Raw genomic sequence first — 14,066 nt, 5'->3', positions numbered from 1 at the left:
GGCGGCCTCGACGGTGACGTTCACGGTCGCGTCGTTGAGGCTGCGCACGCCGAGCTCGTCCTCGACGGCGAGCGAGACCTCGTACGTGCCCGGCTCCTCGAAACTGGTCACGTGCGTCGGCTCGGTGCCGGCGTGGCGCGCGCGTCGACGGCGAACTCGTAGCGCGCAATCTCGCCGTCGTCGGTGGACTGCCGCCCCGAGAGTTCGACGCGCTCGCCGGGCCGAACGGTGGTCCGGTTGGCGGCGAGGGCCGCGGTCGGGCGCTCGTAGCGCGGGCCGAACGGCTCGCTCGCGAACGGCACCGGGTCGGCCTTCCCGCCGTCGGTGACCACCGCGTCGCCCGCGCCGTCGGGGTTGAGCGTCTCGTGGTACGGCCCCGATTCGGCGCCCCAGTAGTTGTGCTCGGCGTCGACGACCGCGCCGCCGGAGAGCGCGCTCCGCAGGCCGACGATGTGCCCGTAGACGTCGTTGTGGACGAGTTCGACGTTCGGCGCGTCGGTGACGACGACGCCCGTCGCTGCGTCCGCGTCCCGGCCGCCGTCGGCGCGCTCGCGGTCGGCCGTGTTCAACACGACGGAGTTGTTCGCCAGCCGCGCCGGCGTCGGCCCGACGACGCGCGCGCCGTCGCCGTTCGCCGCGATAGTGTTGTTGTGGACGACCGTCGTCGTGCCGGCGCGTTCGCCCGCGAGGTCGACGCCGAACTCGTCGTTGTCGAGGACGTCGTTGAACCCGACGGACACGCCGCCGAGCAGGTCGTTCGCGCGGACGGAGAGGCCGTCGTCGGCGTTGTCCACGAAGCGGTTCCGCACCGCCGTCGCGCCGCGCACGCGAATCGCGGAGACCGCGACTCCGGGGCCGTCGTTGTCGCGCACGACGTTGTCCGCGAACACCGTGTTGTCGATCTGCTGCGTGCTGAACGTCGCGCCGCCCGCGCCGTTGGCCGCGAGCGTGTTGTTCCGTACGTCGAAGGAATCCACGAAGACGTACGCCGCGCTGGCGTCGACGCCGTAGCGCTCGTTGCGCGCGAACTCGTTGTGCTCGACGGCCAGCGAGACGTGCTGGATGCCGCCGCTCGTCCGCCGGAGTTCGACGCGGAGGCCGCTCCGGGCGTCGACGACGGTGTTGCGCGCGAACCGCACGTCGTCGGCGTCCGTCGCCGCCTGCACGTGGAAGCCGCTCCCGGACGCGCCCCGGACCTCGCTGTCCGACACGGTGACGTCCTCGAGCGCGCCGCCGCGGAACGCGACGCCGTCGCCGCCCGCGCCCTCGACGGCGACGCCGCGGAGGGTCGCGTCCTCGACGCGGTGGCCGCTCGTGGTCCGCGGCCGGGCGTCCGTCGACGCCGTCTGGAACGCCACGCCGTCCCCGGAGACGCCGGCGACGGTCACGTCGGTCATCCGGACGTCCGTAACCTCCCGAGCGCGCACGAGGACGCCGTTCGCGCCCGTGTTCGAGAACGTCGTCCCCGAGACCGCCAGATTCCGCACCGCGTCCACGTACGGGTCGGTCGCCGGGACTTCGAACGCGACGCCGGCGCGCCCGGCGTCGGTGAACCGCGAGTCGGCGATTCGGAGCGACGGCGCGCCCTCGCGGGTCGTGACGGCCAGCCCGTCCCGGACGTGCTCGCGCACCGTCGAGTCGACGACGCGAACCGACCCCTCGCTCGAGGTCGCCGTCACCGCGGTGGTGCCGTGCTCGACGACGGCGTGTTCGAGGCGGAGCGTCGAGTCGGCGCCGCCCGCGTACTCGATGGTCTGCCACGTCCCCGCGCCGGAGGCCGCGTCCGCGGTCGTGAACCGAATCGAGGCGGCGCCGGTGCCGGCCGCGACGAGGCTCCCTTCGACGCGGAGTGTCACCTCCTCGCCGACGTTGACGCGCGTCCCGGGTTCGACCGTCAGCGTCGCGCTCTCCGCGACAGTCACGTCCCGGCCGACGTAGTACGGGCCGTCCTCGGGCGTCCACGTCGTGTCCTCGGTCACGTTGCCGTCGACGTACGTCGGCGCGGTCGCTGTCCCCGTCGCCGTCGTGGCCATCCCGGCGACGCTCACCGCGGCGACGGCCCCGAGCACCACGAGCGCGCCGAGCAGGAGCCTCCGGCGCGTCATGTGAGTGCGTGGAGGAGCCGTCCCATCGGGTAGTGCACCGACCAGTCGAACGCCCCGGTCCCCTCCACGACCGCGGGGTTCTCCGTGGCGTCGTCGTTCGGGGTCGTCGGGTCCGTGCCGCGCAACACTTCCTCGCCGTCCGGAATGCCGTCAGCGTCCGTGTCTTTCGCCGTCGGGTCGGTACCGTACCGCCGGAGTTCGATGCCGTCCTCGAGGCCGTCGCCGTCCGTGTCCGCGACGAGCGGGTCCGTGCCCGTGTCGCGGTACTCGGTCAGGTCCGTGAGCCCGTCGCCGTCCGTGTCGCGGTCGTGGGGGTCCGTACCGAGTTCGAGTTCGAGCGCGTCCGGGAGGCCGTCGAGGTCCGAGTCGGCCCGGACGGCGGACGTGTTGCCCGCGAGCTCCGAGCGGTCGTCGAGCGTGTCCGCGTCCGTGTCGGCCTCGCCGTAATCCGTCCCCGCGCGGACTTCCTCGTCGTCGCGGACGCCGTCGTCGTCGGTGTCGGGGTCGGTCGGGTCCGAGCCGAACTGGTGGACCTCGGGGCCGTCCTCGAGGTCGTCGCCGTCCGTGTCGGGGTCGCGGAAGTCGGTGCCGAGCGAGAGCTCGTTCGCGTTCGAGAGGCCGTCGGCGTCGAGGTCACCGCCCCGATTGATGACGTGGACGGTAATCGCCCGGTCGTCGAGGCGGGACTGGTCGCCGCTCCCCGAGGGGTACATCGTCGCGTACAGCGTGTGCCGGCCGGGTTCGAGCTCCTGCTCCCCCGGCTCGAACGCGAGGTCGGCTTCGGTCGTCGCCAGCTCGCCGAGCGTCACCTCGGTCGCGGCCAGCGACTCGTCGAACGGCTCGGCGAAGCGCGCTTCCCGGGTGTCGGTCAGCCGCACGTCGTAGTCCGCGTAGTAGGTGTCGGACTCCTCGAGGTAGTCGCCGACGGTCACCTCCACGGTGGCGGTCTCGTCGGCCCACACGTAGTAGACGCCGCCGCGCTCGGTCGCGCGCCCGGCCCGGTCACGTCGACCGAGAGGACGCCCGACTCGACCGCGGTGGCGTCGGTGGTGCCAGCCGCGAGCGCGGTCGCCGGGCTCGCCGCCACGAGCGTGACGACGGCGGCGACGACGGCGACGCGCGGAACTGGGCACCGAGACACGTCTCTCTGTGGCGGTGTAACGCACTTGAATATAGTGGTGGCCGGCGCGTCGGCGGTTACTCGCCGCGCCCCATCGCGTAGAACTCGTCGTTCGGCCGCATGTCGGCGACCGCCGCCATCCGGTTCGAGAGGTTGAAGAACGCTGTCACCGCCGCGATGTCCCAGACCTCCTCGTCGGTGAAGCCCGCGTCGCGGAGCCGCTGGACGGCCGCGTCGTCGACGCGCTCGGGGGACTCCGTGAGCGTCACGGCGAAGTCCAGCATCGCTCGGTGCTCCTCGGAGACGTCCGCCGTCCGGTGGTTGGTGGCGAGCTGGTCGGCGAGCTTCGGGGCCTCCGCGTAGATGCGGCAGAGCGCGCCGTGGGCGACCACGCAGTAGAGGCAGTCGTTGGCGCCGCTGACGGCGACCGTTATCATCTCGACCTCCTCGCGGGCGAGCGGCGAGTCGTCGACGAGCGCGTCGTGGAACGCGAAGAACGCCCGGAAGTGGCTCGGCTTGTACCCGAACGCGCGGAAGACGTTCGGCGTGAAGCCGCGCGCTCGGTCTCCTCGGCGATTCGCTCGCGGAGGTCCTCGGGGAGGTCGGCCTCGTCGGGGACGGGGAACCGTCGCATCGCGTCGCTCATGCGTGGAGGCGCGGCGGCCGGGACAATAGGTCTGCGGGTGGCTCCGCGCGGGCGGCGACAGGGGGGGCTGGCGCTACGAGTGGAGCGCGTCGTACACCTGCGGGAGCAGGTACGCGAACGCGGCGAACACCACCACGAGCAGCAGCGCCAGCAGCAGTTCGACGGGACCCATGGAGACGTGTTCTCTTCGAGAGGACGTAATCTTTGTGGCAGTCGAAGAGAAAACGGTTTGCCGCCGTACCACCCACGAAAGACCATGAAGGTACGAATCGGCGCCGGCGCGACCGACGAGGAAGCCGAGGCGGTCGCGGCCGCGCTCGCCGAACACGTCGCCGACGAGGTCGAAGTGTACCTCGGCGAGGACGACGAACCCGCGGCCGTCCACGAAGCGCCCGCGCCCTCCAGCGACGCGCCCGAGTCCGAGCGCGAGGTCGGGCCGACCGACCGCGAGGAGCGGCTCCGCGAGGAGATCGCGGACATCCTCGAGGGCGGCCCCGAGAAGTACAAGGAGCGCCTGAGCGAGCAGGACAAGCTGTTCGTGCGCGACCGCCTCGACCTCTGGTTCGGCGACGAGGGCGGCGACGGAGCGGGCGACCTCCTGTTCGAGGACGGGAAGTTCGCGAACTTCGACTCGTGGCACCCGAACAGCCCGGACGTCGACGACGCCGACCCCGACACGCGCCTCCCCGCGGACGGCCTCATTACGGGCGCCGCGGACTTCGAGGGCCGGGACGTCCACTTCATGGCCAACGACTTCACCGTGAAGGCGGGATCGATGGCCGAGCGCGGCGTCGAGAAGTTCCTCCGGATGCAGCAGCGCGCGCTCAAGACCGGCCAGCCAGTGCTCTACCTGATGGACTCCTCCGGAGGTCGCATCGACGAGCAGTCGGGGTTCTTCGCGAACCGCGAGGGCATCGGGAAGTACTACTTCAACCACTCCCGGCTCTCCGGGCGCGTCCCCCAGATCTGCGTGCTGTACGGCCCCTGCATCGCGGGCGCCGCGTACACGCCGGTGTTCGCGGACTTCACCGTGATGGTCGAGGGGATGTCCGCGATGGCAATCGCCAGCCCCCGCATGGTGAAGATGGTGACCGGCGAGGAGATCGAGATGCAGGAACTCGGCGGCCCGGACGTCCACGCCCGGAAGTCCGGGAGCGCCGACCTCGTCGCCCGCGACGAGGACCACGCTCGCGAGCTCGTCTCGAACCTGATTCAGTACCTCCCGGACAACAGCGACGAGAAACCCCCGAGTCAGCCCGCGAAGCCGCCCGCGAAACCCACGGAGGGCATCGACGGCCTGATTCCCGAGTCCCCGAACCGCGCGTACGACATGCACGACCTCATCGACCGGGTGGTCGACGCGGACTCCTTCTTCGAGCTCAAGCCCGAGTACGGGAAGGAGATTCTCACGGGGTACGCGCGCATCGACGGCCGCACCGTGGGCATCGTCGCGAACCAGCCCGCCGAGCGCGCGGGCGCCATCTTCCCGGACGCCGCCGAGAAGGCCGCGGAGTTCGTCTGGAAGTCCGACGCCTACAACGTCCCGCTCCTCTACCTCTGCGACACCCCCGGCTTCATGGCCGGCTCGCAGGTCGAGAAGGACGCCATCCTGGAGAAGGGCAAGAAGATGATCTACGCCACCAGCGAGGCGACCGTCCCCAAGCAGTCCGTGGTCGTGCGGAAGGCCTACGGCGCCGGCATCTACGCCATGAGCGGGCCGGCCTACGACCCCGAATCCACCATCGCGCTCCCGTCCGGCGAAATCGGCATCATGGGACCGGAGGCCGCCATCAACGCCGTCTACGCGAACAAGCTCGACGACATCGACGACCCCGAGGAGCGCGCCGAGCGCGAGCGCGAGCTCCGCGAGGAGTACCGCGAGGACATCGACGTCCACCGGATGGCCAGCGAGACCGTCATCGACGAAATCGTCCCGCCGTCGGAGCTCCGGTCGGAGCTCGCCGCGCGCTTCGACTTCTACGAGGACGTCGAGAAAGACCGCCCGTCGAAGAAACACAGCACGATTCTGTAGCGGGCCCGCGGGCGGTTTCCGGGCTTACGACATGTGCGCGGTGACGTCCGTCGAGGAGATCATCCCCACGTAGTCGTCGTCGACCACGGGGAGGTGTTTGATGCCGTACGTCGTCATCATCGCAGCGACCTCCTCCATGTAGAGGTCGGGCGCGGCGGTCTCCACGTCGGTCGTCATCACGTCTGCGACCGTCAACTCCGAGACGTCCTGTCCGTCCGCGACGGCGTCGAGGACGTCCGTGCTGCTGATAATCGCGCGCGGCGACGTGGTCACGACGAGCGCGCTGATGTCCTTCTCCCGCATCCGGCGCGCGGCCTCCCGCACGGTCGCGTCGGGGGCGATCGTCTCCAGCGGCGTCGACATCACGTCTTCGACTGTCACTCTCTCGGACGAAGTCATACCTCACGCACGGAGGGGACCCACATGGCGTTTTCCCTCCTACTCCGCGTGCTCGCGCTTCAGCGAGAGCGCCGTGCGGTCGAACTCGCAGACCAGCTCGTCGTCGCGGTTCACGGCGAAGGCCTCGACGTGGAACGTGACGACGCCGCGCTCGCCGTCGCTGGTCTCGCGCTTGTCCGTCACCGTTGACTGCGCACGAATCGTGTCCCCGTGGAACACCGGCGCCGGGTGCTCGACGTCGTCGTACGAGAGGTTCGCGACGATGGTGCCGTCGGTCGTGTCCGGGATGGTCAGCCCGACCGCGAGGCTCAGCGTGTAGAGCCCGTTGACGACGCGCTCGCCGAACTGCGTCTCCGCCGCGAACTCCGCGTCGAGGTGCAGCGGCTGCTGGTTCATCGTCAGGTCGCAGAACGCCTGGTTGTCCGCCTCGGAGACCGTCCGGCGCTTCTCGTGCTCGATGGTCTCGCCGACCTCGAACGCCTCGTAGTAGCGTCCCGTCATGCACGAGTGGCGTCGGCCCCAACCCTTAAAACCGCCGAAATTCCGGCCGTCAGGCTTTTACACGGGTGAATGGCCACCAGCCTTTTTCAGTTAGCGGGGCTCTACCTGACCATGACGAGGGAGTACCTCCGCGCAGGAATTCTGGTCGCCGTCGTGCTCGCCGCCGCGACGTTCGCGGGCGTGACGACGGCAGCAACGAGTGGTTCGATAGACGCGTCGCCGGACAGTCCCGGCGAAACCGCGGAACACACCGCGACAGTCACCGTCGACGGGGACGCCGCCGGTAGCTCGTGGAACGGGCTCAAAGTGTCCTACGATGCCAGCGACGCCAGTAACGTCGACCAACGTGACGTCGCGACGATTGGAATCGACGAGGGCGACGACTCGCAGGGGGACACTATCGACGTGAACGCCTCAGACGACCTCGATAGTGTGAGCGAGAGCAACAACGGTAACACGCTGAAATTCACCCTCGGCGGTAGCTACAGCCCCCAAGAGGGCGACGAGCTGGTAGTCGTGTACGAGGACGTCCAGAACCCGGACGCGGGAGAGTACGAGGTCAATCTGGACGTGAACCCACAGAGCAGCGGTGGCGAGACGTTCGCGACGCTCGCCATCGAGAGCGAGACAACGACGACCCAAGAACCGACCACCACCGAATCACCGACGACTGAAGAACCGACGACCACTACGACTACCACGCAGACGCCCACCGCGACCACCACGCAGGACGACGGTGACGACGCGTCCTTCGGCTCCGACTCGGGCGTGAGTCTCGTGCAGGGAGGCCAGCCCTACGTGGGCGCGAGTCCCGACACGGCGAACGAGACGGCGACGCACGTGGCGGCGGCCGTGGTCGACGCGGAGATGGGTGACTCCTCGTGGACCGGGCTCGAAGTCAACTACAGCGGGACCGGAGCCGACGTGAGCAACGTCGGGCAGAACGACGTCGTGACGGTCGGTATCGACCGCGGTGACGACGGCGCGAACACGACCATCGACCGGTCGTACGCGTCGTCGCTCGGCGAGGTCAGCGGGAGCAACGACGGGGCGACGCTGACCTTCGGGTTCGACGGCGACTACGAGCTGCAGGAGGGCGACCAGGTCGTGGTCGTCTACGAGGACGTCCAGAACCCGAACGCGGGCGACTACTCGGTCGGCATCGACGTGAACCCGCAGACCAGCGGCGGGGCGGTGACCGCGTCGCTGGACGTGACCGAGGAGACGACGACCGCCACCGAGACGGCGGAGCCGACCGCAACTGCGACGGCGGAACCGACGCGACGCAGACTGACGCGCCGACGACCACGGCGAATTCGACGCCGTCCGAGTCGCCCGGGTTCGGCACCGTGGCGGCGGTCGTCGCGCTCGCGGCGGCCGCGCTGCTCGCGCGCCGATAGACCTACAAGCGGCCGGGGCGACCCCCCGGCATGGCTCGACGCAGCGTCCTGTTCTCGCCGGGCGACCGGCCGGAGTTACTGCGGAAGGCATCCGAGACCGGCGCGGACGTCGTCGTCTTCGACCTCGAAGACGCGGTCGTGCCCGCCCGGAAGACGGAGGCGCGGACGGCCGTCCAGTCGGTGCTCTCGGACCCCGAGTTCGACCCGGACTGCGAGGTCTGCGTGCGCGTGAACCCCATCGGGGCGGGCGCCCGCGACGACGTGGAGACGGTGCTCGCCGGGGAGAACCCGCGGCTGGACGCCGTGGTGCTCCCGAAGGCGCGGGCCGCCGACGAGGTGACGACGCTCGGCCGGCTGCTCGACGAGCGCTCGTTCGACGTCCCCGTGCTGGCGCTCGTGGAGTCCGCGCGCGGCGTCCTGCACGCCGAGGAAATCGCGGACGCCGGGCCGACGGACGCGCTCGTGTTCGGCGCCGAGGACCTCGCCGCGGACCTCGGCGCGACGCGGACCGACGACGGCGTGGAGGTCCTGCACGCGCGCGAGCAGGTCGTGCTCGCGGCGGCCGCCGCGGGCGTGGACGCCATCGACACCGTCTACACGGACATCGAGGACACCGAGGGGCTCGCGGAGGAGACGGCGTTCGCAGCGCAGCTGGGCTACGACGGGAAGCTCGCGATCCACCCCTCGCAGGTCGACCCCATCAACGACGCGTTCACGCCCGACCCGGAGGACGTCGAGTGGGCCGAGCGCGTCCTCGACGCCAAGGAGGACGCGGACGCCGCCGGCCACGGCGTCTACCGCGTGGACGGCGAGATGGTGGACGCGCCGCTGGTCGCGCAGGCCGAACGCATCCTCGAACGGGCGCGAGCCGCGGACGGCGACGCCGCGGAGTGAGTGCCGAGTTCCGCCACGCTTTTGCTGAGCGCCGGTGACGCTCAACGTATGGCCGACACGAATCCGTTCGAGAGCCTCCGGGAGCAGCTCGACGACGCCGCCGAGCACCTCGACGTCGGCGAGGACGTGCTCGAGCGCCTCAAGCGACCGGAGCGCGTGCTCGAACTCACGCTCTCCGTGGAGATGGACGACGGGTCCATCGAGACCTTCGACGCGTACCGCTCGCAGTTCAACGGCGACCGCGGACCGTACAAGGGCGGCATCCGCTACCACCCCGGCGTCAAGCGCGACGAAGTGAAGGCGCTGTCCGGGTGGATGACGTACAAGACCGCGGTCGTCGACGTCCCGTACGGCGGCGGGAAGGGCGGCATCGAGCTCGACCCCCGCGAGTACTCCGAGAGCGAGCTCGAACGCATCACGCGGTCGTACGCCGAGGAGATTCGGCCGTTCATCGGCGAGGACGAGGACGTGCCCGCGCCGGACGTCAACACCGGCCAGCGGGAGATGAACTGGATCAAAGACACCTACGAGACCCTCGAGAACACGACCGCGCCCGGCGTCGTCACGGGGAAGTCCATCGAGAACGGCGGCAGCGAGGGCCGCGTCGAGGCGACCGGCCGGTCGACGATGTTCGCCGCCCGCGAGGTCTTCGACTACCTCGACAAGGACATGGAGGAAGCGACGGTCGCCGTGCAGGGGTACGGGAATGCGGGGTCGGTCGCCGCGAACCTCCTCGAAGACCTCGGCGCGCACGTCGTCGCCGTCTCGGACTCCTCGGGCGCCATCTACAACCCCGAGGGGTTCGACACCCGCCACGTCAAGCAGTTCAAGCGCCGGACCGGCAGCGTCACCGACTACGACGGCGCCACCGAGGAGTTCGGCAACGAGGACCTCCTCACGCTCGACGTCGACCTGCTCGTGCCCGCGGCGCTGGAGAACGCCATCGACGGCGACCTCGCCCGCGACGTCGACGCCGACGTCATCGTCGAGGCCGCGAACGGCCCGCTCACGCCGGACGCCGACGACGTGCTCACCGAGCGCGGCGTCCACGTCGTCCCGGACATCCTCGCGAACGCCGGCGGCGTCACCGTCTCGTACTTCGAGTGGGTGCAGAACCGCCAGCGCTTCCAGTGGACCGAGGAGCGCGTCAACGAGGAACTGGAGGCCGTCGTCACCGACGCCTTCGACGCGATGATCGACGCCTACGAGGACCGCGACCTCCCGAACCTCCGCACCGCCGCGTACGTCGTCGCCATCCAGCGCGTCCTCGGCGCCTACGAGGGCAGCGGGAACTGGCCGTAGTTCGGTAGGCCCGACCTTTTATTCGCGTCGGCTGTGCAGTCCCGCCGGAGCGCAGACAGATGGAGTCGTCGGGCCGTTCCCGCCGGACCAGCCTCCTCGCGGTCCTCGCCGCCGCGGAGTTGCTGCTCCGGCTCCTGGACGGTACCGCCGGGGTTCTGGCGGAGGTCGTCGACACGACAGTCGGGAGCGCCGCACTCAGCGCCACGCTCTCGGTGGTCAGCGGCGACGGCGGCGCGCTCGGCGTCGCGCTCAGGACGACGCAGTTCGCGTTCCTCGCGGCGACGGTCTACCGGTTCAGTCCGCTGCTGTTCACGGGGCGGATAGAGAACTGGCGGACGGCGCGAGTGCCGATGCTCGTCGTCTACGCCACCGCGAGCGCCGTGGTCGCGTGGCTGTTCTACGGCGTACCGGAGTCGGGGTACGTTCCGATTCTGCTCGTCGCGGCCGGGACGGCGGTCTCGGCCGCGGCGTTCGCAGCCGCGGACGCGGACCCGTTCGCTCGACCAGACGGCCGGTTCTACGAACTCCTCTACCTAGCGGCCGACCGATTACCGGACGTGGGGCCGAGCGAAAGCGGGCTGTACGAGGGTGACCGGTACACGGTGGCTAGCGACGCTTCGGGCCTGTTTCCAGTATTCACTCGATGGTTCCTCAACGTCGTGCTCACGGGATTCGTCACGACCTGTGCGGTCTACTTCGGGATTCTCGTCTACGTCGTCGGTCTGTTCTCTCCGATTCCCGAGGCGGCCGTGGTCGCGTTCGCGGCGGCGCGGCTCGCGACCAGTCGAGTCGAGGCCGTCGACGAGCGGGCCTTCGACGTGGAGCCAGCCATCTACCGGGTGGTCACGACGGTGCTCACCGACCCCATTCGTGGGTTCGGCGGGCTCGTTTTCGTGCTCAGCGGCCTCCTCACAGCCGGACTCGCGGCTCTCACTGGCGTGGGTATCGTCACACTCCTCACAGTCTCGGACCTGCGGACGCTGCTCGGTCAGCCCGTTCGTGCGGCCGGGTTCGCGAGCGTGCTCCTCGGAACGTTCGTCTTCGGCGGCTACGGCCTCTGGTACTGGCGGACCGTCGCGTCTCGGTTCACCGCCGTGTTCGCGCCGGACGCCGTCGACGCCCCGGACGACGCTCCCCCGCACCCTGTCTGGCTGTCAGTCCCGCAGTCGCTCCTGCTTGTGACTGCGGCCGCGGTGACTCTCTACGCGGCACTACACCTCCACCAAAACCCGGACCGAGATATGTGGCCGCTGTGGCTCACCGTCCTCTCGGCACTCGGGCTCGCCTGCTGTACGGCCGTCGTCGCGGCTGCGTATCGCCGAACGAAGGCCGTCGACTCCACAGCCCTCGAAACGGAGCGGTGGAAGCTACCCCTGTCGGCGTCCGTGCAGGTGCTGGCCACTGCCGCCGTCGCGACCGTCGTTCTGAGCTACGACGCCGTGAAAGCGCAGGGCATCGAGGGACTGACGGCCTCGGCGCCCTTGTCGTTCGTGGTGCCAGTCGGCGTCGTCGTGACGGTCTCGCTGTACTACTTCTTGCCCGCGGCGACGACGGCGGCCGAGCAGTTCGGTCCCCGACGGAGTGCCGCCGCGAAGTTCGCGTACTTCCTGTGCCTCGGCGGCTCCGCTGGCGTCGCAGTTGCCGTCAGCGGGCGCCCGGCCGAGGGCGCGCTCGGCGCGGTGCTCGTCGCGCTGGTCGGCTCGGTGGTCGCGTACAGAGAGCACCGCTGGAGAACTAAGTAGCCCCGCTAGCGCGCTGCGCTACAGGTAGCCTTCTGCTGCGAGCCGTTCGACTGCTTCCTCGAGGCGTTCGGTGCTCGCGGCGTACGAGATGCGCGCGTAGCCGGGCGTGCCGAACGCGCTCCCGGGGACGGTCGCGACGTGGGCGTCCTTGAGGGCGTCCTGACACCACTGCTGGTCGTCCTCGTCGACGGGCACCATCACGTAGAACGCGCCGTCGGGCTCGGGGACGTCGACGCCGTGGTCGGCGAACAGTTCGAGCAGGCGGTCCTTCCGGGACTCGAAGGCGTCGACCATCTCGTCGACGGCGTCGTCGGTGTTCTCGATGGCTTCGACGCCGCCATGCTGGACGAAGTTCGTCGCCGACGAGACGGAGTGCGAGTGGACCTTCCCCGCCTGGTCGATGAGTTCCTCGGGTCCCGCGAGGTAGCCGAGCCGCCAGCCCGTCATCGCGTACGCCTTCGAGAAGCCGTTGATGGTGACGGTGCGCTCGAACATCCCGCCGAGGGCGGCGAGGCTGACGTGCTCGCGGCCGTAGTTGATGTGCTGGTAGATTTCGTCCGAGATGACCGTCACGTCGTGCTCGACGGCGAGGTCCCGGACCCCCTCCATGGCCTCCCGCGAGTACACCGAGCCCGTGGGGTTGCTCGGGGAGTTCACGACCAGCAGCTCGGTGTCGTCCGAGACTGCGGCGGCGAGTTCGTCAAGCGCCGGCTCGAGCTGGAAGTCGTGCGGCGAGAGGTCGACGCGGGACAGCTCCGCGCCCGCGATCTTCGCCATCGCCTCGTAGGACACCCACGCGGGGTCCAGCAGCACGACCTCGTCGCCGTCGTCGACGAGCGCCTGGAACGTCTCGAACAGCGCCTGCTTGGCGCCCGGCGTCACGATGACGTTGCCCGCCTCGTAGTCGATGCCGTCGCCGCGGAGCTTCGCCGCGATGGCCTCCCGCAGCTCGGGGATGCCGTTCGAGGACGTGTAGCCGGTCTCGCCGGCTTCCAGCGCCGCTTCGGCGGCGTCCTTGACGTTCTGCGGCGTGTCGAAGTCGGGTTCGCCGACCGAGAGGTCGATGACGTCCTTGCCCTCGGCCTCGAGTTCGTTCGCGAGGTTGCTGACTGCGAGCGTCGCGCTCGGTTCCACTCGTCGTACCCTGTCGGTGAAGTCCATCTTAGAGTTCCTCCGCGAGGTGAATCGCACTGTCTACTGCCTCTGCGCCCTTCTGTACTCGTTCGCGGGCCTCCGCGCCGGACATCCCCGGCCCCGCGACGCCGAACGCGACCGGCGTGTCGCGGTCGAGGCTCACGTCCGTGAGCTTCTGCGCGGTCGCGTGGCCGATGACCTCGTCGTGGTCGGTGTCGCCCGTGACGATGGCGCCGACGACCGCGACGGCGTCGACGTCCTCGCGGCGCGCGAGCCGGTCGGCGGCCAGCGGCGCGTCGTACGCCCCCGGCACGCGGACCAGCTCCACGACGTCCGCGTTCGCGTCGTCGGCCGTCTCCACGGCCGCCGACTCCATCTGTTCGGTGACGCTGCGGTTGAACTCCGCAACGACGAGCCCGAGCTCTACCATACCCGTTGGGTCTCCCGGGGCGGATAAAGGCCTACCGTTCCGGACAGCTCCCGCGAACCCACAGGTTTGTATGCGGGCCGTTCCGTTTGGCGAACGAGATGCCCTCCCTCGGACGCCGCCGCGCGACGGCGCTCGCGGTCGCCGCCGCCGTGCTGGCCGCCCTCGCGCTCCGGGTCGTCGCGCTCGGCGACCGCACCTTCCACTGGGACGAGGCCCGCGTCGCTACTGGGTGCTCCAGTACGCCGCGACCGGCGAGTGGGCGTACCGCGCCATCGTCCACGGCCCCTTCCTCTTCCACGTGAACGAGTGGTTGTTCGGCGCGTTCGGCGCCAGCGACGCCGTGGCGCGGGCGCCCGTCGCG

The 14,066-nt window shown here is 70.0% G+C and carries 12 protein-coding genes and 1 pseudogene; 5 read left to right on the top strand and 8 right to left on the bottom strand.

What is annotated here, in order from left to right; all coding sequences use genetic code 11:
• Window positions 1-107: 107 nt before the first annotated feature.
• The 4 genes and pseudogenes from GJ634_RS10300 to GJ634_RS10285 all read right to left on the bottom strand — a co-directional run bounded on the left by GJ634_RS10300 (window position 108) and on the right by GJ634_RS10285 (window position 3,871).
• On the bottom strand, window positions 108-2,105 hold the full coding sequence (locus GJ634_RS10300; RefSeq protein WP_157502701.1) for a right-handed parallel beta-helix repeat-containing protein: 1,998 nt from the start codon (window positions 2,103-2,105) through the stop codon (window positions 108-110).
• Window positions 2,102-3,067 (bottom strand): calcium-binding protein, encoded by a 966-nt coding sequence (locus tag GJ634_RS10295; RefSeq protein WP_157502699.1) that lies wholly within the window; start codon window positions 3,065-3,067, stop codon window positions 2,102-2,104. Before GJ634_RS10295 ends, GJ634_RS10300 begins: the two co-directional genes overlap by 4 nt.
• A complete protein-coding gene (locus tag GJ634_RS10290) occupies window positions 3,034-3,246 on the bottom strand; it encodes a hypothetical protein (protein WP_157502697.1) in 213 nt (70 codons plus the stop codon). Before GJ634_RS10290 ends, GJ634_RS10295 begins: the two co-directional genes overlap by 34 nt.
• Before the next feature lie 56 nt (window positions 3,247-3,302).
• Window positions 3,303-3,871 (bottom strand): annotated as a pseudogene (locus tag GJ634_RS10285) (peroxidase-related enzyme).
• A gap of 256 nt (window positions 3,872-4,127) precedes the next feature.
• Between GJ634_RS10285 and GJ634_RS10280 the strand changes: the two are divergent.
• Window positions 4,128-5,903: an acyl-CoA carboxylase subunit beta gene (locus GJ634_RS10280; RefSeq protein ID WP_157502695.1), complete on the top strand. Its 1,776-nt coding sequence runs from the start codon at window positions 4,128-4,130 to the stop codon at window positions 5,901-5,903.
• 24 nt (window positions 5,904-5,927) lie between these two features.
• Here GJ634_RS10280 and GJ634_RS10275 read toward each other — a convergent pair whose 3' ends face one another.
• A complete protein-coding gene (locus GJ634_RS10275) occupies window positions 5,928-6,302 on the bottom strand; it encodes a cyclic nucleotide-binding/CBS domain-containing protein (RefSeq protein WP_197425482.1) in 375 nt (124 codons plus the stop codon).
• 39 nt (window positions 6,303-6,341) lie between these two features.
• The gene (locus GJ634_RS10270; RefSeq protein ID WP_157502693.1) at window positions 6,342-6,803 is read right to left on the bottom strand and encodes a MaoC family dehydratase; all 462 of its coding nucleotides are present in this window, start codon (window positions 6,801-6,803) and stop codon (window positions 6,342-6,344) included.
• Window positions 6,804-8,152: 1,349 nt separating this feature from the next.
• On the opposite strand from GJ634_RS10270, the gene GJ634_RS16965 reads away from it, so the two are divergent.
• From GJ634_RS16965 to GJ634_RS10250, 4 genes are read left to right on the top strand one after another with little or no spacing between them, the layout of a single operon-like run.
• Entirely contained in the window at window positions 8,153-8,203 is a 51-nt protein-coding gene (locus GJ634_RS16965; RefSeq protein WP_394350888.1) for a hypothetical protein, read from the top strand.
• Window positions 8,204-8,233: 30 nt separating this feature from the next.
• Window positions 8,234-9,097, top strand: coding sequence for a CoA ester lyase (locus tag GJ634_RS10260; protein ID WP_157502691.1), 864 nt, complete (start codon window positions 8,234-8,236; stop codon window positions 9,095-9,097).
• Window positions 9,098-9,145: 48 nt separating this feature from the next.
• Entirely contained in the window at window positions 9,146-10,399 is a 1,254-nt protein-coding gene (locus GJ634_RS10255) for a Glu/Leu/Phe/Val dehydrogenase (RefSeq protein WP_157502689.1), read from the top strand.
• 59 nt (window positions 10,400-10,458) lie between these two features.
• Window positions 10,459-12,141, top strand: a complete 1,683-nt coding sequence (locus tag GJ634_RS10250) for a hypothetical protein (protein ID WP_157502687.1) — start codon at window positions 10,459-10,461, stop codon at window positions 12,139-12,141.
• 18 nt (window positions 12,142-12,159) lie between these two features.
• Here the strand turns inward: GJ634_RS10250 and GJ634_RS10245 are convergent, their stop codons facing one another.
• Complete coding sequence (locus GJ634_RS10245; protein ID WP_157502685.1) at window positions 12,160-13,302, bottom strand: pyridoxal phosphate-dependent aminotransferase; 1,143 nt, start codon at window positions 13,300-13,302, stop codon at window positions 12,160-12,162.
• A gap of 1 nt (window position 13,303) precedes the next feature.
• Complete coding sequence (gene ribH, locus GJ634_RS10240; protein ID WP_157502683.1) at window positions 13,304-13,705, bottom strand: 6,7-dimethyl-8-ribityllumazine synthase; 402 nt, start codon at window positions 13,703-13,705, stop codon at window positions 13,304-13,306.
• Window positions 13,706-14,066: the final 361 nt, after the last annotated feature.

It is taken from the genome of Halobacterium sp. CBA1126 (genome assembly GCF_009741975.1).
In the GTDB taxonomy this organism is placed as follows: domain Archaea; phylum Halobacteriota; class Halobacteria; order Halobacteriales; family Halobacteriaceae; genus Halobacterium.
This window is presented reverse-complemented; position numbering and strand designations above follow the sequence as displayed.

Coding starts and splice junctions, on each gene's coding strand:
- ribH (WP_157502683.1), bottom strand. CDS start 13,705: ATGGTAGAGCTCGGGCTCGTCGTTGCGGAGTTCAACCGCAGCGTCACC.
- GJ634_RS10260 (WP_157502691.1), top strand. CDS start 8,234: ATGGCTCGACGCAGCGTCCTGTTCTCGCCGGGCGACCGGCCGGAGTTA.
- GJ634_RS10250 (WP_157502687.1), top strand. CDS start 10,459: ATGGAGTCGTCGGGCCGTTCCCGCCGGACCAGCCTCCTCGCGGTCCTC.
- GJ634_RS10255 (WP_157502689.1), top strand. CDS start 9,146: ATGGCCGACACGAATCCGTTCGAGAGCCTCCGGGAGCAGCTCGACGAC.
- GJ634_RS10275 (WP_197425482.1), bottom strand. CDS start 6,302: ATGACTTCGTCCGAGAGAGTGACAGTCGAAGACGTGATGTCGACGCCG.
- GJ634_RS10245 (WP_157502685.1), bottom strand. CDS start 13,302: ATGGACTTCACCGACAGGGTACGACGAGTGGAACCGAGCGCGACGCTC.
- GJ634_RS10300 (WP_157502701.1), bottom strand. CDS start 2,105: ATGACGCGCCGGAGGCTCCTGCTCGGCGCGCTCGTGGTGCTCGGGGCC.
- GJ634_RS10280 (WP_157502695.1), top strand. CDS start 4,128: ATGAAGGTACGAATCGGCGCCGGCGCGACCGACGAGGAAGCCGAGGCG.
- GJ634_RS10270 (WP_157502693.1), bottom strand. CDS start 6,803: ATGACGGGACGCTACTACGAGGCGTTCGAGGTCGGCGAGACCATCGAG.